Here is a 23,302-nt window from a genome sequence, read left to right on the forward strand (position 1 = left end):
TGTCGTCCTCTCTGGAAGCCTGTTCGCCATTTCTCGCCGGTTTGATACGGCGGGGAAAGCGTGATACAATTTTGAACGCGCGTTTACAATCGATGAAAGAGGTGTTCGAATTGAAGTACAGGAAATTGGGACAAACAGGCCTCAAAGTCAGCGAGATCAGCTTCGGCAGCTGGATGACCTACGGCCACACCGTCGGCCAGGATACCGGCGCGAAGCTGATCGATCGCGCATTCGAGCTTGGCATCAACTTTATCGACACGGCCAACGTGTATGAACGCGGCGAAGCCGAGCGCATGCTGGGCGATGTGTTGCCGCGTTATCCGCGGGAATCCTACGTGCTGGCTACGAAGGCTTTTTGGCCGATGGGCGACGGACCGAACGATCGCGGCTTGTCCCGCAAGCACGTACACGAGCAGCTGAATGCCAGCCTGAAGCGATTGAAGCAGGATTACGTAGACGTTTTCTATTGCCATCGCTACGATCCCGACACGAGACTCGAGGAGACGCTTCGGACGATCGAGGATTTCGTGCGGCAGGGCAAGGTATTGTACGTCGGCGTGAGCGAGTGGACGGGCGCGCAGATTCAAGAAGCGCTTCAGGTCGCGGACAAATACCTGCTCGACCGGATCGTCGTCAACCAGCCGCAATACAATATGTTCTACCGCAACATCGAGAGCGACGTACTGCCGGTCAGCGAGAAAAACGGGCTGTCGCAGGTCGTATTTTCTCCGCTCGCGCAAGGCGCTTTGACTGGCAAATACAGACTCGGTCAGGATTTGCCGGCGGACAGCCGGGCTGCGGATCCGAAGACGAATATGTGGATCAAGGGCTTCTTGACCGAGGCGCATCTGCAGAAGGTCGAAAAGCTGGACGCGGTCGCCAAGGAATTGGACCTGTCGCTGTCGACGCTCGCGATCGCCTGGATCTTGCGGCACGAGAGCGTAGCCAGCGCGCTGGTCGGCGCCACGAAGACGTCCCAGCTCGAGGAAAACGTTAAAGCCTCCGGCGTATCGCTGTCGCAGGAAACGATCGATCGCATTGAGGAAATCTTGTCCTGACCGTGAAGGGATGATCGTCCGATTCGATCTTGGGGAATGCCCGGCTGATTCAACCTGTGCGCGTTCGTCCAAGTTTATGTATACGAACATAGACGAACCGACAGGAGGAATGGCTATGCCCTGGGACAAAGACGATTACCCGGATTCGCTCAAAAACTTCATGGCGCCCGTTCGGAACAAGGCGATCGACATCGCCAACGAGCTGTTGAAGGACGGCTACTCCGAGCGTCGGGCGATCTCGATCGCAACGGCCAAAGCCAAGGAGTGGGGCGAGGATCACGACAAGCAGATTCGTAAAAAAGGGCACTGATACGACAAGGGAGCGAACGCCGGAGACGGTCGTTGCGCTCCCTTGTTTTTTTCAGCCGACTTTAAGTTTCGGCTTAGAGCTTCAGTCCGCCCATCAGCGGCATGATCGTCTTGATCATGTCCATGCCCATCTTCATGAGCGGCAGCGCCTTCTGCATAAAGCCCATCAGGTCGTCCATGCCGCCGAGACCGCCCAAACCCCCGCCGCCAAGACTAACGCCCGTGGCGCCGATGCCCGCTGCCGCGCCGGGAACTGCCGCACCTGGAACTGCAGCGGCAGCAGCGTCCGTCGCAGCGCCCAGCGCGCTGATTTTCGCTTTTTGCCAAGATCGCTTCGCCGCCTGCGGATTCCATTTTTCCGTTCCCCGCACGCCGGAGAGCGTGAGCTCGCGGCCCCTGATCTGTCCGATCAGACCCACATAGTAGGAACCGTCCTTCATCAAAACGCAAACGGGTTGGCCCGGGCGGGTTCGAGCGGTTTTTCGCTTCCGCGCTTTCGGCCGAACTGCCATAACCGGTCACCTCCTTTATTCAGCGGCTCGAATCGTATAGGATAGCTTTATACGGCTCCGATCCGTCCGTCTGTTTAATTGGATCGCCGGTCCATGAGGTCGGCGAGGCCGTAAACGTTGCTTCTTCATTTTATGCGCGACGGACCGGATAGCTTGTGCATCTAACTATTTCTGCAAAGGGATCCACGGCTAGAATAGGGGGGATTGTCGATGACCGAAGACGCGACGGGACTCCCTGCGCTCGCGACTTTCGCGGGCGGCTGTTTTTGGTGCATGGTCAAGCCGTTCGACGAGCTGCCGGGCATCATTAGCGTCACGTCCGGCTACACGGGCGGACATACGGAACATCCGACCTACGAATCTGTCGGAAGCGAGACGACGGGGCATGCGGAAGCGGTCCAGATCGCTTTTTTTCCAAAAATATTTCCTTACGAGCGGCTGCTCGACATCTTCTGGCAGCAGATCGATCCGACGGACGGCGGCGGTCAGTTTGGCGATAGGGGAAGTTCGTACCGGACGGCGATTTTCTATCACGACGAACGGCAGCGTCAGCTAGCTGCGGCGTCGAAGCAAGCGCTCGCCGCCAGCGGCCGTTTCAGGTCCCGCATCGTTACGGAGATCGTTCCGGCGGGCGCTTTTTACCCGGCCGAGGACGAGCACCAGCACTATTACAAGACGCATGTGCGCCATTACAAGATGTACGCGGAAGGCTCGGGCCGCGAAGACTACCTGCGCCGCGCCTGGCGGACCAAGCAGGACGAAGCGAGCCTGAGGCGCAGGCTGTCGCCGCTTCAATACGAGGTGACCCAGCACGGCGATACGGAGCCGGCATACGACAACGAATACTGGAATTTTTATGAACCCGGCATATACGTTGACATTGTATCTGGCGATCCGCTATTTGGTTCCGATGACAAGTTCGACTCGGGGACGGGCTGGCCGAGCTTTACGAAGCCGCTTCACGAAGGCTTGGTGCGAAGAGAAGCCGATTATCGGGGAGGCGTCATACGCACGGCGATCGCGAGCCGGCTCGGGGGTACGAGGCTCGGGTACTTGCTATACGACGGACCGGGAGCGGACAAGCTCCATTACCGGGTCAATTCGGCCGCGCTCCGCTTCGTGCCTTCGGATGGTTCCGGGAATGAGCATGCAGTGAAAAGTGAACGTTTTATCAAAAACGAACAAATGTTCGATAAATAGATTGAAAAAGCGGTCATCCCCCTTTAGAATGGAAAAGAATACGATTCCAAAAGACGGAAAGGGCCGAAGACATGAACGTCCGATATGCAGAGATCGACGAGGCGATCGCCTACATTCACCGGAATCTGGACGAGCCTCTGCCGTTGTCGCGCCTCGCCCGTCACGTCGCTTTCAGCTCTTATCACTTCGCGAGGATTTTTAAGGAACGGATCGGCCTTCCGCCGCTTTATTACGTATCGTCGCTGCGGCTGCAGCGAGCCAAGGATCTGCTGCTCAATTCCAATCTGTCCGTCAGGCAGATCGGTCTCGAGATCGGACAGCAGAGCCTCGGCACCTTCACGACCCGGTTCACCGAGCGGGTAGGGATGACGCCCGGAGAGTTCCGCCAATCCGAGCCCGAGGCCGCCAGGTACTTGCGTGCGCTCCGCGATCTGTCCGACTGGCAGGAGCATGCTGCGGCCTCCGAGGCGGGAGGCATGCCCGTTACCGGTACCGTCGTCGCGGACGAGCCGTTCGACGGCTTCGTGCTGATCGGCTTGTTCGCCAAGCCGATTCCGGAGGGCTTGCCGATCTACGGCACGCTGCTGCCCGGCCTGGGCAGGTTTGCTTTTAGAGGCGTCAAGCCGGGCATCTATTACCTCATGGCGACGTCGGTCGCTTGGGAGATGCAGGCCAAGGACTTTTTGCTGCCGCAGCGGACGCTTCGCACCAGATCCAGGGCGCCGCTATTCGTCGGACCGCACACCGAGCTTTATCCGCAGCAGGTCAGGCTGTATCCGCCACGGCCGGACGATCCGCCGATCCTGATATCGCTCCCGGTGCTCATGAATCAATTTTTAAGCAGAATCGGCAAGTAATCATGCGTGCCAAGAGCTTCGCGTCTCCGCGAAGCTTTTTTGCGTTGCTTGGCTTTGCGTTGCTTGGCTTTGCGTTGTTTGGCGATGATTTAGGCGGATGCGGCGGGGCGACTCCACCATGCGTAAGTCCCGGCTCCGCAATAAGATATACGACGGGCGCTATAGACTGATCATCCGATCGGTCCGGCCACTTGCCCCCGAGAGGAGAATCGGCTTGCAACCCATCGTGACCGTCGTCATCCCTTTTTACAACGATCCCTACGTAAACGAAGCGATCGACAGCGTGCTCGCGCAAACGTACCAGCCGATCGAGATCATCGTGGTCGACGATGGCTCCTCGGCGCACATTGAACGCATCCTTCCGTCCTATGCCGGGCGCGTGCGCTATATCGGCAAGGCAAACGGCGGTACGGCAAGCGCGTTGAACGCCGGCATCCGCGCGGCTTCCGGGGAATATGTCGCCTGGCTCAGCTCGGACGACCGGTTCCGTCCGGACAAGATCGAGCGCCAGCTGAGTTACATGGGCGAGCGGAACACCATGATCTGCTGCACGGATTTTGCCGTCATCGACGGGGGCGGCACGGTGGTCGACAGCCGCTACGGCGAGGCTTATCCTGACGGTCTCGCGCTAATGCGGCTGCTTGCAACCGTCAACGCGATTAACGGCTGTACGGTCATGATGCGCAAAGACATCTTCCAGATCGTGGGGACGTTCAACGAAACGCTGAGGTTTACGCAGGACTACGACTTCTGGGCAAGAACGGTGCTCAGCGGCATTTCTATCGACTATTTGGCCGCGCCGCTGACGGAATACCGGTTGCACGACGGGATGGGCACGATTCAGAATCGTCCCGGACTCATGGCCGAATATGACGGCCTTCGCGCGTTTTACGGTCACCGGATCGCGGCCTTGTTCGCGGAGGGAGGGGCGTACGGATGAAAATACTGCTGGCTACCTACTGGCTGCTCCCGCATGTCGGCGGCGTGCACGCATTTATGGAACAGATTCGCAAAGCGATGTCGCTCCAAGGCCATCAAGTGGACCTGTTTGGTCACAGCCCGGATTATAAAAAGTACCATATGTACAGCGACGGCAGATCGTTCGAGAAGGCGCATGTCATGCCGATGATCGACTCCAAGCTGCGCGCTTCAAGCGTCGCGCATCATCTGGACGACCCGGTCATCCGTCAATACGAGATCGACCGCTATTGCCTGGAGCTCGCCGCAGCTTATTTCGGTTTGGGCGATTACGACGTCATTCACGCGCAAGACGTTTTCTCCGCACGGTCCCTTGCGCGGGTCAAACCGAAGCATACGCCGCTCGTCGCGCACATCCACGGCTCTGTCGCCCATGAGCTGCGCGCGCATTTCCGCGACCACCCGGAGCTTGGCATCGTCGAGCAGTCGCCGGCCTGGCGGTATTGCCATGCAATGGAATATTACGGGGCTTCCTCCGCAGACGTTACGGTCACGGCCAATCAATGGATGAAAACGATTTTGACCCGCGATTTTGGCGTCGAGCCCTCGCGCATCGAGGTTTTTCCGTACGGCCTGGACACGGATACCTTCCGCGCCCGCAGCGTGCTGGCGACACCGGTGCGCAAGCCGGCAGGCAAGAAGGTGATCGCCTGCTCCGCGCGCCTGACGTTCGTCAAAGGCATCGACCTGCTGATCACGGCGCTGGCTCAATTAAAGCAAGTACGGCAGGATTGGGTATGCTGGCTGATCGGCGACGGCGAGCTGAGAGGCGATCTCGAACGGCAGGCGAGAGAGCTCGGCCTGCAAAACGATATCGTTTTTTGGGGCTTCAGGCAGGATGCGCCCGCCATGCTTGCCATGACAGATATCTTCGTCCATTCCTGCATTCTGGACAATCAGCCGATTTCCGTCATCGAGGCGCAGCTCGCGGGTACGGCGGTCGTCGTCTCCGACGCGGGCGGTCTGCCCGAGATGGTCGACCACGGCAAGACCGGGCTTGTTTTCCCGAGCCGAGACACGGGCATGCTGTGCGCCTACCTGTACGATCTGCTGCAGCATGACACCTATCGCGCGCGGCTTGCTTATGCGTCCAAGCTATGGGCGGAATCCCATTGGTCGATGAGCGCGATGATCGAGCGGCTCGCCGGCGTTTATGAATCGGCGGGACAAATCGCGCGCAGCGGAGGGAGGGGATTGCCATGACTTCCGACAACATCCTCGTGCCGGGCGCTTTATTCGCGGGCCTGTTCGATCCCGCCGCGGCTGCCGGGCCGGATCTCGACGTTAATTACGAAGTGTGGAACCGTATTTATAATGCCGTGCCTGAAGGCTACAAGCTGCCAGATTTGCCGGTCGCGACCTTGCGGCTGCCGGGCGTCGGATGAACGCCGCAAAAAGCTGCGATATAGCCCGCGAGGGCATATCGCAGCTTTGGCGCAGCGGGATGCGGCTTTAATGCGATTCCTTAAAGGCGATGCCGGACAGCATCCGATCCCAGTAGGGATTATTGCCGCCCCAGATGACGTCGGGATGCCCCGGCAGTTCTACCGTGCAGACACGTTCCAACGGCCAATCGGTCTCCGTGAGCATATCGACGTCGGTATGATTGACGAGCAAGACGCGGAAGTCATGTTTGACGAAGCCCGACAGCACGCTTTGAAGGCCTAGCGCCTCGTCCATCGAACCGCCGCATCGCACGAACAGCAGCTTGCGGGCGGTTTCGGCTTTTTCAAGCAAGCGTGCAGCGCGACGGTCATATTTGAGTTTAACGGCGGGATGGTCTTCGAGCAGCTCCGGCGAATTGCGATGAACGAAGAAATCATGGTTGGAGAAGGCGTTGTACTCATTTTCCCTCACCAGAAACAGCTTGTCGCTCGCGTTTTGCACGTAAGTCAGGTGATCGCGGTCCATGAAGCCTTGGAAACGGTCCGCTACCAGACGGTTCACGTCCGCGAGCCGGGGCGTGCTCATCCAGTCGAGCGGTCCCGCAAACGGCCGGAGACCGCACCGTTCGAGCTGGATGGACGACAGGCACAGCTCGCCAAGACTGAAGATACCGTCGTACTCCCCTTCGATGTCGACTAATCGCATATGCGTTCGCCTCCAGGTTAACAGCAGGTTTCTATATTATAAATGCTTTTCGTCAACGAAAGGTTTGGACGAACATGCAGGGCGATCGCCGAATCTCGTCCCGCCCCCGGATAGATGCCTTAACCGATGCACCGCGCCGGAATATCGTATACCATCAAACGAACAAGAAGGTGAATCCATGTCCGTCTTCAAGATGGAGGCCGGCGCTCTGATGCCGATCGATTCGCGATTCGTCGGCATGCTCGAGGTGGACATCGTGAATCGCGGCGCGGAGGAGTTCAATGTTTGGATCCAAATGTCCGGCCCGGCGGGGCTCGTCTATGAGATGCTTGTCAGCGTCCACGGCGGCGGGCGGAGCAAGCGGCTCCAGGACATGCATACGTACGAGCAGCCGTTCGCGCTGCTGATGATTACCAATACGAAAACGTACGACGATATCGGCATCTCGATTCAGGTCAAAAATGCCGGGAACCTGGTCGCGGTATTTAACGAAGCGCATTTTGACCGGATGCATTGAAGCCGGGGGAGGTGTTCCATACCGTTGAAGGTACTATTTGCTTATTATGTGCCGAGCGGCGGCGTGGAAACGCTCAACAGACAGCGGATCCGGGCGCTTCGCCGCTACGGGGTTGACGGTCATTGTCTCTACTTCGAGCCTGGCGCGGGGTTGCAGAACAGCGCAGGTCTGCCGGTTAACGTCACGAACGACGACATGGAGATCAAACGGCTGCTCGATGCCGGCCGGTTCGACGCGATCGTCGTAACCTCGGATTATTTGTCGCTCAAGAAATTTCGCATGCTTGGCTATGCCGGTCCGCTTATCTTGGAGATTCAAGGCTTCGGCCCCAAAGTCGTCGCATGGCGGGAGCTTCAGGAAGCCGTTCCTTATGTCAAGCGTTTCGCATCGGCGCTGCTGAATCCGTACACGCCTCACATCGATGCGATTTTCGAGGAATTATTCCCGAACGTGCCCAAGTATCGCTTGCACAATTGCTTCGACGCTGAGGCATTCGCTTACGAATGCGTCGGCTTTGCGACTGGGCCCGAGATCGCGTGGATCGGACGGATCGAGGACAACAAAAACTGGCTCGAATTTCTTTTAATCGGCGCGCGCCTGGTCCACGAGTTCGACAAGGGCATTCGTCTTCGCATGTATGAGGATCCCGCGCTCGCAGTGAAGGAGGAGCGGGAGCGGATGGAACAGTGGATCGATCGGCTCGGCCTGCGCGATAACCTTACGTTTTTTCCCAACGTTCCGAACGCGGACATGCGCAAGCATCTGGCTTATATCGGCGATTCAGGCGGCTTCCTGTGCTCCACGTCCAAGGTCGAGGGGGCGCCGTACGCCATTCTGGAGGCGATGAGCTGCCGCTGCCCGGTGCTGACCAGCGATTCCGACGGCGTGTCATCCTCGATCTACCACGAGCAGACCGGCATTTATTATACGCTGGGAGACATTACGCAGGCTTACGAAGCGGCAATCAAGCTATTGACCGACCGCCAGCTCCGGTCATCTATCCGGGATATGGCGGCCTCGCATGTCAAAAGCCGGTTCGCGCCTCATATTTACTGCGAGGGCTTCCTGCGGATGCTTCGCGAATTGCAATAAAACCGTGCGATCAAATCGCTTAATCTAATCGTTCGATACCCGTTCGGAAAGGATGAATCAGTCATGATCAAATACAAACATAATACCGGCGCGGAGCACGGCAGCTTCCCGCCGTTCCCGATTCGCGAAGAGATCGTGCTCACGTCCGTCAGCCTGCATGGAATCGAGTCCGGAGACGAGATCGTCCTGCGCATCGAGATCGGATGGTCCAATCCGGGGACCTTCGATATGGGCGAGCTCGAGGTGACGCTCAGGAAGGATGCCCCGGACGGAGAGATGGTCGAGTGGTCGCTGGAATCTTGTTTTCTGAGCGCGGTCACCCGGCTGGAATACCGGACGACCGGAGGACTGCCGGATCAGGTGTATTACCTGTGCGTCCGTTCGACGGAAGGCCTCGCCATCATGAACGGGCCTTACAGGCTTGAAGGCAGGGTGGAGGCATAAGTCTCGGCGATGCCCGCGGCCGCGTCGTAGGCGCTGTCCCAACGAAGGACGCGCCGCGCCCTGCGCGGGTCGAGGCGGCTGTGCCGGATGTCGCCGGCTCTCGCGGGGGCGTGCCTGCGTGCGATGGGCGCTCCCCGGCATAGCTCGAGCAGACGAAGCAAATCGTTGACGGACGTGGCGCGGCCGGTACCGACGTTAAGCGTTTCGCGGGCGCCTCGCGCGAACGCGGCGATGTTGGCGGCCACAATGTCTTTGACGTAGACGAAGTCGCGCGTCTGCTCTCCGTCGCCGTGTACGGTCGGCGGGATTGCCTGGCGAAGCCGGTCCAGGAAGACGGCCACGACGCCGCCTTCTCCCTTGGGCGTCTGTCGAGGACCGTATACGTTACCATATCTGAGAATCGTGTAGTCTAGCCCGTGCAATTGGCTGTAGATTCGGATATATTGCTCCGCAGTTCTTTTGGACAAGCCGTAAAATGACATCGGCTCGGCTTTTGCTCGTTCGGATACGACCTCCTTGGCTACATTGCCGTATACGGCCGACGTCGAGGCGAAGACGAACTTGCGCGCGCCGGCTTGGCGGCTGGCTTCGAGCATGTTCAAGGTGCCCTCGACGTTGACGCTCGCGTCCTCCACGGGATTATCGATCGAGCGCTGCACGTCGGCCTGGGCAGCCAGATGATAGATGACCTCCGGCCGAATGCAGGCGATGACGGTCCGCGCTTCGGGCGAACGGATGTCCGTCTCGTGCAAGACGGCTCCGGCCGGCACGTTGGCGCGGTAGCCGGAGGACAGGTTGTCGATGACATGGACGTCCGCTCCGGCGGCGAGGAGCGCTTCGGACAAGTGGGAACCAATGAAGCCTGCGCCGCCTGTTACGGCTACGATCATAGAAAAGTGTCTCCCTCGCTCGAATTTGGAATAATCCAATGTATGAACGGGAGCCGGTTGTTGTTATCCGCCTTCGGGCGCCGTGCTATAATGGCGATAATCTGGCAAGTCGAACAGGAGAGCGGGAACATGGGGGAGCGGCTGCACATCTTGGTCGTCGAGGACGATGACGACATTAACCGGTTGCTCTGCAGCGTCCTGCGGACAAGCGGCTACGAGCCCCAGCCGGCGTATTCCGGTACGGAAGCCGGGCTATATTTAGGTCAGCGAGAATGGGCGATGGTGCTGCTCGATCTGATGCTGCCGGGCAAGCGGGGCGAAGCGCTTCTGGAGGAGATCGGCGATCGATATGAATATCCGGTTATCGTCATCTCCGCCAAGAGCGAGCAGCAGTCGAAAATAACAGCGCTTAAAACGGGTGCCGACGACTATATTACGAAGCCGTTCGATCTGGAGGAGGTCGCTGCGCGCATCGATTCCGTGCTGCGCCGGCACCGGAGGCTGTCGCAATCGCAGGGACAAGAAACGAAGCTGCTGCGGCACAAGGATCTCGCGCTCGATCCGGAGGCGAAGACGGCCGCCATCAGCGACAGACAGCTGTCGCTGACTGCGCGCGAGTACGACATATTGGCGCTGTTCCTGTCTTCTCCCAAGAAGCTGTTCGCCAAGGCGAACCTTTTTGAGAGCGTGTGGGGCGAGGATTATATCGGCGGCGGGGAAAACGTCGTTAACGTACATATGAGCAACCTGCGGAACAAGCTTGCCAAAGCGAATCCGGAGGAAGAATATATCGAGACGATCTGGGGCATGGGCTACCGTCTCAAAACTTAAGGATTTCTTATGAATCGCCTTTATCAAGTCTTATGAATCGGCCTCTACACTTAAGCCAAGAAGAGGAGGCTGGAAGAAATGAACGAATATGTGCTTCGGACGCATCAATTGACCAAACAGTACAAAAGCCAGACCGCGCTTGACAACGTAGACCTCACGATTCAACAAGGGACGATCTACGGCTTTATCGGGCAAAACGGGGCGGGCAAGTCGACGCTGATGAAGCTCGTGACGGGACTTGCGTTCCCGACATCCGGCACGGTGGAGCTATTCGGGGCGACGGGCGGCTCCGAGCTTGTACGGGCGCGCAAGCGTATGGGCGTCTCGATCGAGAGTCCGGCGTTGTATCCGCAGCTTACCGCGGCCGAAAATCTGGAGGCGCACCGGCTGCAGCAGGGCATTCCGGGCCGGGATAGCGTGAAGCGGACGCTCGAGCTGGTCGGCTTATCGGGCACGGGGAGGAAAAAAGCGAGAAACTTCTCTCTCGGCATGAAGCAGCGTTTGGCGCTGGGCGTCGCCCTGCTTGGAGCGCCTGAGTTTCTCATTCTCGACGAACCGACGAACGGCCTCGATCCGATGGGGGTCGTCGAGATGCGCGACCTGCTGACGAAGCTTAACCGGGAGATGGGTATCACGATACTCATCTCGAGCCATATATTGAGCGAGCTGCATTTGCTAGCCACGCATTATGGCATCATCCACAGAGGGAAGCTGCTGGAGCAGTTGACGAGCAAGGAGCTTCAGGAAAAGTGCAGGCAGTTCATACACATTAAGGTCGATCGTCCCGAACGAGCCGCGGCCGTGCTTGAGCGGGAGCTTGCGACAACGGCTTTCGAGGTGACAAGCGACGGCTCCATTCACTTGTACGCGTATTTGGATCGTCCGGCAGCCGTTTCTTCTATGCTTGTCGGAGAGGGGCTGGCGCTCGAGCAATTCATGCCGATGGGCGAGGACCTGGAGAGCTACTTTACGTCGCGGATCGGAGGCGGCCAGCATGCTTAACCTTTTGCGTTCGGAATGGTACAAGCTGCAGCGTAACCGTTCGTTTTGGCTGCTGCTTGCCGTCTTGTTCGTCTCCGCAACGGCGTACGTCCTGCTTAACTATTTCGACGACCCGGAGGACGGCGGCGCGCTTACGGCCGTAAGCGGGCTAGATATGATGACCGCTGCTATGGCCGGCAACACTTATATCATCAAGATCGGATTCTGCGTGCTGGCCGGCTTTTTTATCTCGAGCGAATACGCGACGGGGACGATCAAACGGGCGGTTGCGTCGGGCTACAGCAGGTCCCGATATATCACGGCCAAAATGCTTGTGTTTATGTTCGGCGCCATTTTGACGGCGCTCGTTTTTCCGCTCGTGAATCTGGCGCTCGGCACCGCGCTTTTTGGTTTAGGGGAGCTTAACGGCGTTTCAGAGACGGTGTTTATCCTTAAGGCTTTTGCACTCACGATTACACTTGCGGCCGCGTTCGCGGCTGTTACCGGCGCAATCGCGACGCTGCTCACGGATAGCGGCAAGACGATCGGCTTCGCCTTCGTATTCTACTTTTTCGTGGACGGTATTTATATTTTGGCTGGCCGGCACCTGCCGTTCGTTCAGACGCTTTATGAACATTCGATATTTAACTTGATTAATAACTATGCGGATCCGATGATTAGCCGAGCTCATTTCGCGGAGAGCGTTTATGTGCCCATACTGGTAGCCCTCGCATTTGTGGCAATATCGATGGCCGTCTTCAGAAGGAAAGAAATCAAGTAAATTCGTTTGAAAAGGAGGGAGTCGCGTGGTGCTTGCCGCCGTCGTTGCCGCAGGTTTAACGGCTGCGTTCTGCCTGTTGCGGTTGCTCTTGGTGAAAAGGGAGATACGACGGCTCACCGGGCATCTGCGGCAATACAACGGCGGCGAGTCCGCCGGCAAGCTCACGCTCGGCATGCCGGACCGCGACATAGAGTCTCTTGCGATCGAAGTCAACCGGCATACGGATTTAATCGTGTCGGCAAATGCGGAGCGCAAGCGGACGGAGGAAGAGCTCAGGCAAGCAGTGGCTAACATCTCGCACGATCTACGCACGCCATTGACGTCCATTTTTGGCTACATTCAAATGCTGGATTCCGACGGTCTGTCTGAAAGGGAGCGCAGCGAAGCGCTTGGCGTGATTCGCAAGCGGACGCTGCGGTTGCAAGCTTTGCTGCACGATTTCTACGAGCTGGCGATGATCGATTCCACGGATTACGCATTGAAGCCGGCGAGACTAAGGCTGGATAAGCTTTTGCCTGAGATTCTGATGAGTTTCCACGACCAGATGAAGGAAAAAGAGCTCACGCCGACATTTGAGCTGGAAACGCGGCGCATCGAAATTCGGGCCGACGAGTCCGCGCTGCGAAGAGTTGTCGAAAATCTCGTTGTCAACGCGATAAGGCACGCGGTCGGCAACCTCGACATCCGCCTCGAAGTCCGTTCCGAATCGGCGTTTCTCAAGCTGTCTAACGCGGCGCCGCAACTGCGAGGCACGGACACGGAGCTGCTGTTCAACCGTTTTTACATGGCTGATGCGTCCCGCTCGGGACTTAGTTCAGGCCTGGGGCTGTCCATTGCGCGCGGTCTGATGGGCAAGATGGGCGGTACGTTGACCGCCGAGATGCAAGGGGATACGCTGTGTTTGATTTGCGAATGGAAGTTGCTTTAAAAAAGCCGGATATCCGGCTTTTTTTGCTCCTTCAAAAGCGAAAGCTCGGTATCATGCATGGAACGTCCGTTAGTTGCAAACAGTATGCGAGGACAAATTCATTGAGTACGGATGGACGACAATTGACGGCGAGGAGAAGGTTGCCGAAAATGAGGGAGTCTAAAAACCATAAACAAACTGCGGCACTCCTTGCGCTATCCTCGATCCCGCTTATAATGACGTTGGGGAATTCGATGCTGATCCCGGTTCTCCCGGCGATTGAGCGGGCGCTCGGCATTTCCTCGCTGAAGTCCAGCTTGGTCATTACAGTCTATTCAGTCATGGCCATTATACTTATTCCCGTCGCCGGGTATTTATCCGATCGGGTCGGACGCAAGCGGATCATTATCCCAAGCCTTATTCTGGCGGCTGCCGGAGGCGGCGTGTGCATCTGGGCGGCTGGAATGAACAGCTATGGCTTGCTGCTCACCGGGCGCGCGATTCAAGGCATTGGCGCAGCTGGCGCCATGCCCATCGTATTGCCGCTCGTCGGGGACATGTTCAAGGACGAAGAGCAGGTCAGCACGGGACTCGGGTTGATCGAAACGTTTAACACTTTTGGCAAAGTACTGAGCCCGATCCTCGGCTCTGCGCTCGCTCTCATCGCATGGCGGACGCCGTTTTGGTCGATTCCGGTATTGTGCGCCATTTCGATCGTGCTGGTGCTGTGGCTCGTCCGGCCGCCGAAAACCGACAAAGCCGGTAAACCGGCGAGTCCCAAAGTGTTTCTTGGCTCCGTATGGAAATTATACAAAGAAAAAGCGCGCTGGTTAACCGCATTGTTTATCGTCATTTGCTTCACCATGTTCATTCTGTTCGGCCTCTTGTTTTACTTGTCCGAAACGCTCGAAAAAGAGCATCAAATGAAAGGCATCCTGAAGGGGCTCGTGTTAGCCATTCCGCTTGCCGTCCTGTGCGCGGCTTCCTTCGCAGCGGGCAAATGGATCGGAAGACACAAAAAACTAATGAAGTGGACCGTCACTATCGGCTTTTTCATTACATCCTTATCCGTGGCAGGGTGTTTGATTTGGGACGTAACGGTGGGACAAATATCGTTTCTTAGCGCTGCTGGACTTGGCATCGGGGCGGCTTTGCCGTGCCTGGATGCGTTCGTCACCGAAGGCATCGAGAAGGAGCAGCGGGGCTCGATCAGTTCTTTTTACAGCAGCATGCGATTCGTCGGCGTTGCGGCGGGACCGCCGGTCGCTTCCCTGCTTATGCAGCAGTCCGTTTCGTTGTTTTTTTGGGTCATGGTGGTATGTGCGTTTGCGGCTTCCTTGCTGACTCTGTTCCTTATTCGTCCCAAGGAGGACGCCCAACCCGCTAAGGCATGAATGAAGCTTCATCCTGCAAGAGGTCCGCGAGGACCTCTAATTGGCGTTTGTTGCGAATCGAGAACGGGTAATAATAGGCCATCATCTGCCGTGGCGACTACTAAGGGGGTACCGAGTCGTGTCGATTAATACGCAGCAATCGATTCCGGCTCTCGATCCCCGGACTTGGGATTGGAGCCTTGTTACGGATAATGGACGCCGACCTTTCGATGCCGGAGTCTCTGCAGAGCTAGTCCGGATTAGCATGGAAGACCGCAAGAGGGATGCTGAAGAACTACGATGGTTGCTCAAAGGCATTCGGCGTGAGCTTGGGTTTTACAAGGCCATTTATCCAGATGACCCGTTCGAGCTGCAACTTGCCGCCGCATTCGCGAACCAGCTGGAAGCGCTTGAACAAAGGACGACTTCGTTTATCGAAGATCCGGGGACCTGCACTTGGGACGCATACTTGCGGCTCAAGTATGAGATTCGCAAACTATATAAGCAACTTGGCGGCATCGTTTCCGGGAGCGATTGGCAGACGCCCGGCAAACAGCTTCAGGGCGGACGGCAGTCGTTAACCGACGAAGCCGGATTCGCGCAAGAGGAAGAAGGGACCTACCAACGTTGCTACGGCAGTGAAGCGGTGAAAAATTATGAAGACCAAGCGATAAAAGCATTCTACGGCATTCCCAATGAAGCGAAGAGCCGAAGCGCACTTTTTTTGACAACGTCCGGCATGAAAGCGTTGGAACTCGCCATTGCCGCGTTCCGATCGTTCTCGGTTAACCGGTTGCCTTGCATCGTCCAAACAGGCTTTTACGGCGAAGGCGTGGAGCTAGCCCGGACTTTACTGGATGATATAAATGAACTGTCTCCGGATGAAATTTATCATCTGCTCGAAACATCGCAACCGATAGGCTGCTTGATCGTCGATCCCGGAAAATGCTGGCCTGTCAGGCAGCCGGTCAGCTTGCGTACCTTATTCGATTCCTTGCAGCGTCATCGGCCGTCTGCGGACGAGCGACTGTTCGTCATTATCGATCGGACGCTCACAGGCATCTCGAACCGGATGTTCGAGCGTTACGAAGCCCGTCTGCCATCCCATGTCGTACTGATAAGCATTGAGAGCGGGATCAAATATTTGCAGTACGGCTTTGACCTTGCAAACGTCGGCTATCTGGTCGCCTGCAGTCAAGCTATGGAAGAGGAGGCGTTCCGTGCCCGTTGGATCGAGCTGTTGTCGATTCTCGATGCCGGCGCGAGCCCTCTGGACGTACGCCAGCTACCGGTTCCGGATCTCGCCACGGTTTCTGAGCGGCTCGGCCGTTTGAACCGGAACGCAAGCTGGATGAGCGCGTTTCTGGCGTACCTAAAGACACAAGGCCGCATCAGACACTATTTTCTGTCCGTAAATCCATCCGATGAGTTTTTGCTCGAAGGTAAGCAATGGCTCGGTTCCGTTTTTTACATCCAATTAAATGAGGATCTGTCCGAGCAGGCATTTCAAGAGCGAATCGATGCATGCGCAAGAGCCGCTCCGGCCGGCATACACCTGGTTTCAGGCGGAAGCTTCGGCTTCGATTCGCTGCGGTTAAACGCCGTACATGGAGACAAACCAGAGGAAAATGCGCTCCGTTTATCGGTAAGCAGGGCGCCGCTGGATCATTTGATGGATACGATGCGAGTCCTTGACGATCTGCTGTTCCGCGCTTAAAAAGCATAATCGTGTATAAAAGACAACCGGTTGTAAAGGCTAAACGGCATGTCGAAGCTTGACATTCGCAATTCGTACTATCAAAATATTGCCTAACGGGCTTTTACATCGATATAAGGCAGGTAGAAGAATGGGACGCAAATGGAACAATATTAAGGAAAAGAAAGCCTCCAAAGATGCGAACACAAGTCGCGTATATGCCAAGTTCGGCGTCGAGATTTACGTAGCGGCCAAAAAGGGCGAGCCTGATCCGGAAGCCAATCGCGCGCTCAAGGTCGTACTTGAACGTGCCAAGACATACAACGTGCCGAGAGCGATCATCGACAGAGCGCTCGACAAGGCGAAGGGATCATCCGAGGAGAGCTACTCAGAGCTGAGATACGAAGGCTTCGGGCCGAACGGCTCGATGGTCATCGTCGACGCGCTTACGAACAACGTTAACCGTACGGCTTCCGCCGTCCGCGCGGCGTTCAGCAAGAACGGCGGCAATATGGGCGTTAACGGTTCCGTCGCTTACATGTTCGATGCTTCTGCAGTCATCGGCGTTTCCGGCAAGACCGCCGACGAAGTAATCGATCTGATGCTAGAAGCAGACGTCGACGTCCGCGACGTCGTCGAAGAAGACGAAACCGTCATCGTATATGCCGATCCGGAGCAATTCCACGCTGTGCAAGAAGCATTTAAGACAGCCGGTGTCTCCGAGTTCGCCGTCGCCGAGCTTTCGATGATCCCCCAAAATTACGTGACGTTGACCGAAGACGCCCAGGCCCAGTTCGAGAAAATGCTTGATGCCATCGAAGATCTGGAAGACGTTCAACAGGTTTACCACAACGTCGATACTGAAGAGTAACCGCCCGAGCCCGCGCAAGCGGGCTTTTTTAGTTTTTGCTTCTTCGCATGCCAGTTCTCGATTGAGCGTGTCTCGCCCCGGTGCGCCCCTCCCACATCACCTACTTTCTCACATTACGACGCTATCCCCTTCGCGCAGGAAAGGCGAAATTATTAAGCCCCGGTAGCCTCTAATATGCTATCCCTTTCCGCAGGAGCAGCAGATTTTAAGTTGCAAGAAGTATATTAAAAAGGTTATAATGAGAACATATGATCCTGTTTGGTTAGGGGGAAGTGGGATGAGCGCTTCGAACCGTTTGTGCGAGCAGGCACCGACTTTTAGCGAAGAAGATTGCGAGATCGCTCTTTTTCGTGCGAAATGGCCTGACGGCTTTCGTTGTCCCCGATGCGGGGGACTCGATTTTTATCGCATTGTTTCCCGCGGCCGCAGACTGTTTGAATGCAGCTCATGCTCCCGCCAAACCTCGCTTACCGCCGGCACGATTTTGCAAGGCACCCGCACGCCGCTCGTCAAGTGGTTTCAGGCGTTTTTTTTGATGCAGACGGGCATCTCGGCCGTACTGTTGGCCGAGGTTATTCAGGTTACATATAAGACGGCTTGGCTCATCAATCATAAGCTTCGCTTTGCGATCCAGGTGCACGACGAGGGACGGCCGCTGACGGGCGACTTGCAGTTGCTGGGAGATTTCTACGCGCGGCCTGCGACAGACCGCCCTTCGGATCCTTTGACATATCGGGACGAGCCTGCCATCGCAGGTGCATCGATCGATACGGAGAGCGGCGAGATTGCGGAGGTCAAAATTAAAAGAGTGTCTGCTCAGACATTCAATCGGCGCACGTTTGAGATTGATTCATTCGGCAGCTTTTTATGGCGTCATGCATCAGAAAATCGTGCAGGGGATCGGCGCATTGAGATCGTGAAGGCGTCTGGTCGCGAAGGCGTAACGGCATTGGGCGTCGTATGGCGCGGCGCGATCGGTTGGCTCGCGCGGACGTTCGGAGGCATCGGGCCAAAGCATTTGCAGGCTTATCTGGACGAGTACTGCTTCCGTATTAACCTACGAACGGATGGTTTTAATGCATTACTGTCCCTCTGCGGCCGGATCGGTACTATCACGCAACCGGAGCTTGTGCGCAAGAGGCACGGCGTCCGCTCCATCCGCTGGTCCGGCCATGTGCATACAGCGAAGCTGTCTCGTTCTGTCTGCGTTTCCTGATGCAGAGGCGCTCAATGAACCTTAATTTTTCAAGGTCCTTCTCAAATCACGGACTTGAAATTTCTATTAAATTTAGCATTTACATATGTCGATCGTCTCTTAAGCCTTTCTGTAAATTGTTGAATTCCTAAGCTTCCTGAACTTCTTGAACTACCTTCTTGAACTTCCCATTCCTCCTGCTTTCCTTTCTCCCAGTTCATCCTGAGTGAAGGGGATATCGTTAAAATGCGAAATAAGGGTACTATTGCTCACGAAACGAGATGATCATTTCGAAGGTGATTGTGAGCATAATGAATGCCTAGGAGAAGCAAAACAACTTTGCTTGATACAAGATGGAGTTTGCGGAATGATTTCTAATCAAGAGGTTAGTGTGATAGACTCCTATAGAAGATGGGCGCAAACGGTATAAAAAACGAATGCGCTATTGGGAGTGTCATGCATGTATGGAGCGCGTTTGTTTCTGACTATAGGAAGCTTGTTTATGGCTGTAGTATTTGTTTCGTCATTCGCGTTTACGGTTGAAGCCTATGATTCGTTTGCACAAACGCTTGCGTCTACCGTGTGTTGCGCACTTGTCGCGCTTCTGATCGCGCATGTACTGAACCGGCGACCGGGACGGAAGACATTTCTTGTTTTGCTCGTTGTAATTGGCTTAGGTTTGAGGATCGGGTGGATTTGTATTAACGATGCGTCTCCTCGATCGGACTTTCTGTTTTTGTATAACGCGGCGCGCGAGGCGGCAGGCGGTAGCTTCGGATTTGCTGATTCGGCATATTTTACCAGTTTTCCTTACCAGTTCGGTTTTACGATGTACGAGGCTGCGATTATACGTTTGTTCGGCGATTCTTTAATCGTTCTAAAGGTATTCGGCGCTATTTTTAATATGGGGACCGCCGTTATCCTGTATTTTACTGGCGCACGCTTGTTTAATGAGACCTGCGGAAGGCTCGCTTCGTGCTTCTTCGCTTTTTATTTGCCAAACATTTTGATGTGCTCGGTGCTTACGAATCAACACTTGTCTGTTTTTTTATTTTTTCTGGGATGCTCCCTGCTGCTTAAGCGCAGGGGCTCTCTGCTGTCTTGGCTATGGGCTGGGATTGCGATCGGGCTTGGTCAGTTAATTCGGCCCATTGGCGTAGTTTATTTGTCTGGCATTGTTCTGTTCGCGCTGCTGGAAGTGTGGAAAAAGCTGCGCGAGGGAAGAAGGCGCAAAGCCTGGCGCCAAGCAGGGATGCTGCTCGCTATGATCGGAATCTACGCCACGATACAATGGGCTGCGAATGCGTCGTTACAGAATGCGGGTATTACGCATCAAGCGTTGTCTGACGGAGATAAGTATTGGAAGTTTATGGTGGGCCTGAATTCGGAGACGAATGGCGGTTGGAACAAGGAAGACGCGCAATATGCAAACGGATATGCGTACGGCGAGGAAAGACATCAGGCGGAGCTTTTGCGAATCAAGGAAAGGCTTGAAAATAAAACGGAAGTATTGTCGTTGATGGGCAGGAAGCTGGTGCTGATGTGGGGCAGTGGGGATTCGTCAGCCTATTGGAGCCTTGAAGGTACTGGACGCGTTCAACTGGAGCGATCGCTGAGCTTGGCAGAGCGGCCGCAATACGTCGTATTTTGCGGGTTTGCTTTGTTTGCATTGCTTGCGCTGTGGAGAGCCGGGATGTATAGGGGACCACTGTTGTATATCCTTCTGTTGCTGATATACGCAGGCGCTCACCTTGCGATCGAGATTCAGACGCGCTATCGACTGGATTTAATGCCGGCCGTCATGCTGCTCGTCAGCTATGGCGTCTGGCAGACGTATAGCTCGATTCGTAGAGCAGCGTCCTCGTTCGGCGAGACGTCCAAGGATACTGCCGGCGGCGTTGGAATTTGACGTTTAAGAGCATGGCGAAAATATGCCATGCTCTTTTTTTGCGTTTAATCCGGCTCCCGGTAACGGATCCCGCTCAGCATGTAGCTCCAGTAATCATGATTGCCGTTCCAGACGGATTCGCGATCACCCGGCAGTTCCACCGAACAAACGCGAGCGAGCGGCCAATTGGTTTCGACAAGCGTACTTGTGTTCGTTTCGCTAATATGAAGCAGGTTGTACTGATGTGCGACAAAACCGTCCAGCGTATCCCGCAGTTCGTTCACCTCTTCGAAGGTGCCCCCGCACCTTACGAATAACAGGCGCTGTCCATTGGCGGCCCGCTCTAAAAATCTGGCCCGCTGGCGGTCGTATTTTGTTTTGACGTATGCATACATCTCAAGGTTGAAGGGATCGTTCTGATGCGCGAAGAAATCATGATTGGAGATCACATTGTAGTAGGTTTCCCTGACGAGATGATGGGTGCCGCCGAACGTATTTTCGAACTTTAAATGTCCGCGCTCCATAAACCCTTCGCAGCGATTCCGCAAAAATCGGCTGATGTCCGGCAGCGTATAGGAGGCGACCCAATCGAGAGGACCTGCGTAAGGCCTAAGACCGTTGCGCTCGAGTTGAATGGCTGTGAGGCATAGCCAACCGAGACTGAAAATCCCGTCATAATCTCCCTTGATATCGGCTAGCCGCATGCCGATTCCTCCTTCAAAATCTTTCGCCACTCCTTACATTGAATGCGCGAATGGACAGGACGGTATGGATGAAGAGAGGGGGGAGAGCGCCGCTTCTGAAAATGACAGTCATTCATGTCCCTGTCCAAAGACTTTCCGGAATCATAACTTGAAGGGAATGGCAAACGTGATAGGGGGATCGCGATGAAGCAAATCGTTCAGACAGGCGCGGTCAAGGATTGTTTTCCGCGCTTTGCAGTGAGGGATGAGATCGTTCTGACTGCGGTACAACTGCAGGATGTCGAACCGAAGGACGAGATCAAGGTCGGAATCGAGATCGGCTGGGACAATTCGGGGGCCTGGGATATGGGCGAGCTTGAGATTTTGCTTCGGAAGGGCAGCCCGGAAGGGGAAGTCGTCGAGTGGGCGCTTGAATCTTGCTTTTCAAGCGCCTTTACAAAGATCGCCTACAAGACGATCGGCGGGGAGCGGTCACAATCGTATTATTTGACCGTTCGATCGCCGCATGGGCGTGCGGTTATAAGCGGACCTTATTGGCTCAAAGCTAATGTCCGCTCCGGACAATAAAAAACCGTCGAACTAGGCGTTCAACGGCTTGGTGCGGGCGCTTCGCCTGGCGGACCAGAGTCGCCAACCGGTCAGAAAGGCGCCTGCCATGCAGATGGCGGATGCCGTCAAAAATACGACGTGCATGCCGGCAAGGAACAGATCGGGACTTGCGGAGCCAAAGTCCTTGATCCGGCTGCCGGCCCTGGCGCTCATGACGCCGAAAAGCGTCGTGGTTGCGAGCGTGATGCCGGCGATCATGCCGACGTTGCGTATGAGCGCATTGATGCTGCCGGCGATGCCTAACTGCGTTTTGGGCACCTTGGACATGACAAGCGAGTTGTTCGGCGACTGGAACAAGCCGCTGCCGAGACCCAGCAGGCCCATCCAAGTGCCGGCAAGCGCCACGGAGCTGACCTCGTCGAGTCTGGCCATGCCAAGCTGAGCTACAATCAATACGATCAAGCCGATAAACGTCAGTAGTTCGGAACCGATCTTGTCGGAGAGGGCGCCGCTGAGCGGCGCGACGACGACCATGACGATCGGGAACAGCATCATGAGCAATCCCGCTTGGGACGGCGTCAAGCCCAAAATGTCCTGGACGTAAAAGGGAGCGATGATGTTAAAGCAGGCATTGGCGACGAATACGAGAAAGCCGCAAATAATGCTGAGAGAGAACAGCGGGTTGCGAAACATCGACAGCTGCAGTAGCGGTGAAACGGTTCTCTTCTCGAAGCGGATGAAATAAGCGAACACAAGCACCGACGTGGCAAGCGAACCCAAGATCCACGGTTGATCGTATCCATATTGCTGCCCGAGCAGAAGCCCCGCGAATAGCAGCAAAATAAAGAAGGTAAACAACGCGCTTCCGGTTCCGTCGATCTCGACCTTGAGCTTGGTCAAATCCGGCGGGAGCTTCCGCCACCCGATCGCCAGTGCGGCCAGGCCGACAGGGACATTGACCCAAAAAATATACTCCCAGCCGAGGCCGGACAAAATCAGACCGCCCAAACTCGGTCCGGCAATAATGCCGAGAGAGACAAAGGTGCCGGTCAGCCCGAGCGCTTTTCCGCGTTCGCTGCCGGGGAAAATGTCAGTGACGATGCCCTGACTGTTCGCCATCGTCATTGATGCGCCGAGGGCTTGAACGAGTCGCGAAGCGATGATGGCCGGCAAGCTGCCGCTGAGTCCGCACAAGAGGGAACCAACCGTAAATATCATCATGCCCAGCCGGAATATTTTAATTTTTCCGATGATGTCGCCGAGCTTTCCGAAAAAAAGAATGGCTGCGCAGATCGTCATCAGATAGGCGGTGACGATCCATTCGGTCTGCGCGACGGGAAGCTGAAGCTCCTTCGAGACGACAGGGAGGGCGATATTGACGATGCTGCCATCCAACGTAGCCATGAACGTGAACAAATTGAGAATGACGAGAATGAGCCAACGGTTTTTTTGAATAATCGGATCGTCCTGGTAAGTCATAGAATGCCAACCTTCCTTTACCGCTGTGCATTGTTTGGTTGCGAGTGCAACTAATTCAGCAAACCTAGTTTAACTCAATTTAGTTGCGACAGCAACTGA

Annotated in this window: 25 protein-coding genes; 20 read left to right on the forward strand and 5 right to left on the reverse strand. The window is 55.8% G+C overall.

The window, feature by feature from the left end:
• Positions 1–110 precede the first annotated feature (110 nt).
• Both ACFOTD_RS15190 and ACFOTD_RS15195 read left to right on the forward strand, forming a co-directional pair.
• Positions 111–1,058: an aldo/keto reductase family protein gene (locus ACFOTD_RS15190; RefSeq protein WP_378120128.1), complete on the forward strand. Its 948-nt coding sequence runs from the start codon at positions 111–113 to the stop codon at positions 1,056–1,058.
• 115 nt (positions 1,059–1,173) lie between these two features.
• Positions 1,174–1,368 carry a DUF2188 domain-containing protein gene (locus ACFOTD_RS15195; protein ID WP_090115892.1) on the forward strand — a complete coding sequence of 65 codons (195 nt, stop codon included), beginning with the start codon at positions 1,174–1,176 and terminating at the stop codon, positions 1,366–1,368.
• A 73-nt stretch (positions 1,369–1,441) separates the two neighbouring features.
• On the opposite strand, the gene ACFOTD_RS15200 is transcribed toward ACFOTD_RS15195, so the two are convergent.
• Entirely contained in the window at positions 1,442–1,879 is a 438-nt protein-coding gene (locus tag ACFOTD_RS15200) for a hypothetical protein (RefSeq protein WP_378120130.1), read from the reverse strand.
• A 210-nt stretch (positions 1,880–2,089) separates the two neighbouring features.
• Here ACFOTD_RS15200 and msrA point away from each other — a divergent pair, with 210 nt between their 5' ends.
• From msrA to ACFOTD_RS15225, 5 genes are all read left to right on the forward strand, one after another.
• Positions 2,090–3,079 carry a peptide-methionine (S)-S-oxide reductase MsrA gene (gene msrA, locus ACFOTD_RS15205; RefSeq protein WP_378120132.1) on the forward strand — a complete coding sequence of 330 codons (990 nt, stop codon included), beginning with the start codon at positions 2,090–2,092 and terminating at the stop codon, positions 3,077–3,079.
• Between the two features lie 71 nt (positions 3,080–3,150).
• The gene (locus ACFOTD_RS15210; protein ID WP_378120134.1) at positions 3,151–3,936 is read left to right on the forward strand and encodes a helix-turn-helix domain-containing protein; all 786 of its coding nucleotides are present in this window, start codon (positions 3,151–3,153) and stop codon (positions 3,934–3,936) included.
• 214 nt (positions 3,937–4,150) lie between these two features.
• Positions 4,151–4,876 (forward strand): glycosyltransferase family 2 protein, encoded by a 726-nt coding sequence (locus tag ACFOTD_RS15215; RefSeq protein ID WP_378120136.1) that lies wholly within the window; start codon positions 4,151–4,153, stop codon positions 4,874–4,876.
• Positions 4,873–6,117, forward strand: a complete 1,245-nt coding sequence (locus ACFOTD_RS15220) for a glycosyltransferase family 4 protein (protein WP_378120138.1) — start codon at positions 4,873–4,875, stop codon at positions 6,115–6,117. Before ACFOTD_RS15215 ends, ACFOTD_RS15220 begins: the two co-directional genes overlap by 4 nt.
• Entirely contained in the window at positions 6,114–6,299 is a 186-nt protein-coding gene (locus tag ACFOTD_RS15225) for a hypothetical protein (RefSeq protein ID WP_378120140.1), read from the forward strand. The genes ACFOTD_RS15220 and ACFOTD_RS15225 overlap by 4 nt, the downstream gene beginning before the upstream one ends.
• 67 nt (positions 6,300–6,366) lie before the next feature.
• Here the strand turns inward: ACFOTD_RS15225 and ACFOTD_RS15230 are convergent, their stop codons facing one another.
• Positions 6,367–7,005 (reverse strand): DUF1796 family putative cysteine peptidase, encoded by a 639-nt coding sequence (locus tag ACFOTD_RS15230; RefSeq protein ID WP_378120142.1) that lies wholly within the window; start codon positions 7,003–7,005, stop codon positions 6,367–6,369.
• Between the two features lie 178 nt (positions 7,006–7,183).
• On the opposite strand from ACFOTD_RS15230, the gene ACFOTD_RS15235 reads away from it, so the two are divergent.
• The 3 genes from ACFOTD_RS15235 (at position 7,184) to ACFOTD_RS15245 (ending at position 9,058) form a co-directional block, all read left to right on the forward strand.
• Positions 7,184–7,522: a hypothetical protein gene (locus ACFOTD_RS15235; protein WP_378120144.1), complete on the forward strand. Its 339-nt coding sequence runs from the start codon at positions 7,184–7,186 to the stop codon at positions 7,520–7,522.
• Between the two features lie 24 nt (positions 7,523–7,546).
• Positions 7,547–8,614 (forward strand): glycosyltransferase family 4 protein, encoded by a 1,068-nt coding sequence (locus ACFOTD_RS15240; RefSeq protein WP_378120146.1) that lies wholly within the window; start codon positions 7,547–7,549, stop codon positions 8,612–8,614.
• 63 nt (positions 8,615–8,677) lie between these two features.
• Positions 8,678–9,058, forward strand: a complete 381-nt coding sequence (locus ACFOTD_RS15245; protein ID WP_378120148.1) for a hypothetical protein — start codon at positions 8,678–8,680, stop codon at positions 9,056–9,058.
• Here ACFOTD_RS15245 and ACFOTD_RS15250 read toward each other — a convergent pair.
• On the reverse strand, positions 9,028–9,948 hold the full coding sequence (locus ACFOTD_RS15250; protein ID WP_378120150.1) for an NAD-dependent epimerase/dehydratase family protein: 921 nt from the start codon (positions 9,946–9,948) through the stop codon (positions 9,028–9,030). The two genes, ACFOTD_RS15245 and ACFOTD_RS15250, sit on opposite strands and share 31 nt — an antisense overlap.
• 90 nt (positions 9,949–10,038) lie before the next feature.
• Between ACFOTD_RS15250 and ACFOTD_RS15255 the strand changes: the two genes are divergently transcribed.
• The 9 genes from ACFOTD_RS15255 (at position 10,039) to ACFOTD_RS15295 (ending at position 20,492) form a co-directional block, all read left to right on the forward strand.
• A complete protein-coding gene (locus ACFOTD_RS15255; RefSeq protein ID WP_378120152.1) occupies positions 10,039–10,779 on the forward strand; it encodes a response regulator transcription factor in 741 nt (246 codons plus the stop codon).
• A gap of 78 nt (positions 10,780–10,857) precedes the next feature.
• Positions 10,858–11,781: an ATP-binding cassette domain-containing protein gene (locus tag ACFOTD_RS15260; protein ID WP_378120154.1), complete on the forward strand. Its 924-nt coding sequence runs from the start codon at positions 10,858–10,860 to the stop codon at positions 11,779–11,781.
• Positions 11,774–12,541 (forward strand): ABC transporter permease, encoded by a 768-nt coding sequence (locus ACFOTD_RS15265; RefSeq protein ID WP_378120156.1) that lies wholly within the window; start codon positions 11,774–11,776, stop codon positions 12,539–12,541. Before ACFOTD_RS15260 ends, ACFOTD_RS15265 begins: the two co-directional genes overlap by 8 nt.
• A 25-nt stretch (positions 12,542–12,566) precedes the next feature.
• Positions 12,567–13,469: a sensor histidine kinase gene (locus ACFOTD_RS15270; RefSeq protein ID WP_378120158.1), complete on the forward strand. Its 903-nt coding sequence runs from the start codon at positions 12,567–12,569 to the stop codon at positions 13,467–13,469.
• 122 nt (positions 13,470–13,591) lie between these two features.
• On the forward strand, positions 13,592–14,842 hold the full coding sequence (locus tag ACFOTD_RS15275) for an MFS transporter (protein WP_378120160.1): 1,251 nt from the start codon (positions 13,592–13,594) through the stop codon (positions 14,840–14,842).
• 118 nt (positions 14,843–14,960) lie between these two features.
• Positions 14,961–16,538, forward strand: coding sequence for a hypothetical protein (locus ACFOTD_RS15280; protein WP_378120161.1), 1,578 nt, complete (start codon positions 14,961–14,963; stop codon positions 16,536–16,538).
• Positions 16,539–16,668: 130 nt separating this feature from the next.
• Entirely contained in the window at positions 16,669–17,388 is a 720-nt protein-coding gene (locus tag ACFOTD_RS15285; RefSeq protein WP_378120163.1) for a YebC/PmpR family DNA-binding transcriptional regulator, read from the forward strand.
• A 277-nt stretch (positions 17,389–17,665) separates the two neighbouring features.
• Complete coding sequence (locus ACFOTD_RS15290) at positions 17,666–18,604, forward strand: transposase (protein ID WP_378120165.1); 939 nt, start codon at positions 17,666–17,668, stop codon at positions 18,602–18,604.
• 481 nt (positions 18,605–19,085) lie between these two features.
• Positions 19,086–20,492, forward strand: coding sequence for an ArnT family glycosyltransferase (locus ACFOTD_RS15295; protein WP_378120167.1), 1,407 nt, complete (start codon positions 19,086–19,088; stop codon positions 20,490–20,492).
• Between the two features lie 44 nt (positions 20,493–20,536).
• Here ACFOTD_RS15295 and ACFOTD_RS15300 read toward each other — a convergent pair whose 3' ends face one another.
• Positions 20,537–21,175, reverse strand: coding sequence for a DUF1796 family putative cysteine peptidase (locus tag ACFOTD_RS15300; RefSeq protein WP_378120169.1), 639 nt, complete (start codon positions 21,173–21,175; stop codon positions 20,537–20,539).
• A 183-nt stretch (positions 21,176–21,358) separates the two neighbouring features.
• Between ACFOTD_RS15300 and ACFOTD_RS15305 the strand changes: the two genes are divergently transcribed.
• Positions 21,359–21,742: a hypothetical protein gene (locus ACFOTD_RS15305; protein WP_378120171.1), complete on the forward strand. Its 384-nt coding sequence runs from the start codon at positions 21,359–21,361 to the stop codon at positions 21,740–21,742.
• A 12-nt stretch (positions 21,743–21,754) separates the two neighbouring features.
• Here the strand turns inward: ACFOTD_RS15305 and ACFOTD_RS15310 are convergent, their stop codons facing one another.
• The gene (locus ACFOTD_RS15310) at positions 21,755–23,203 is read right to left on the reverse strand and encodes an MFS transporter (RefSeq protein WP_378120173.1); all 1,449 of its coding nucleotides are present in this window, start codon (positions 23,201–23,203) and stop codon (positions 21,755–21,757) included.
• Positions 23,204–23,302 lie beyond the last annotated feature (99 nt).

Origin of the sequence: Cohnella sp. GCM10012308 (assembly GCF_042649185.1) — a bacterium.
Lineage (GTDB): Bacteria > Bacillota > Bacilli > Paenibacillales > Paenibacillaceae > Cohnella.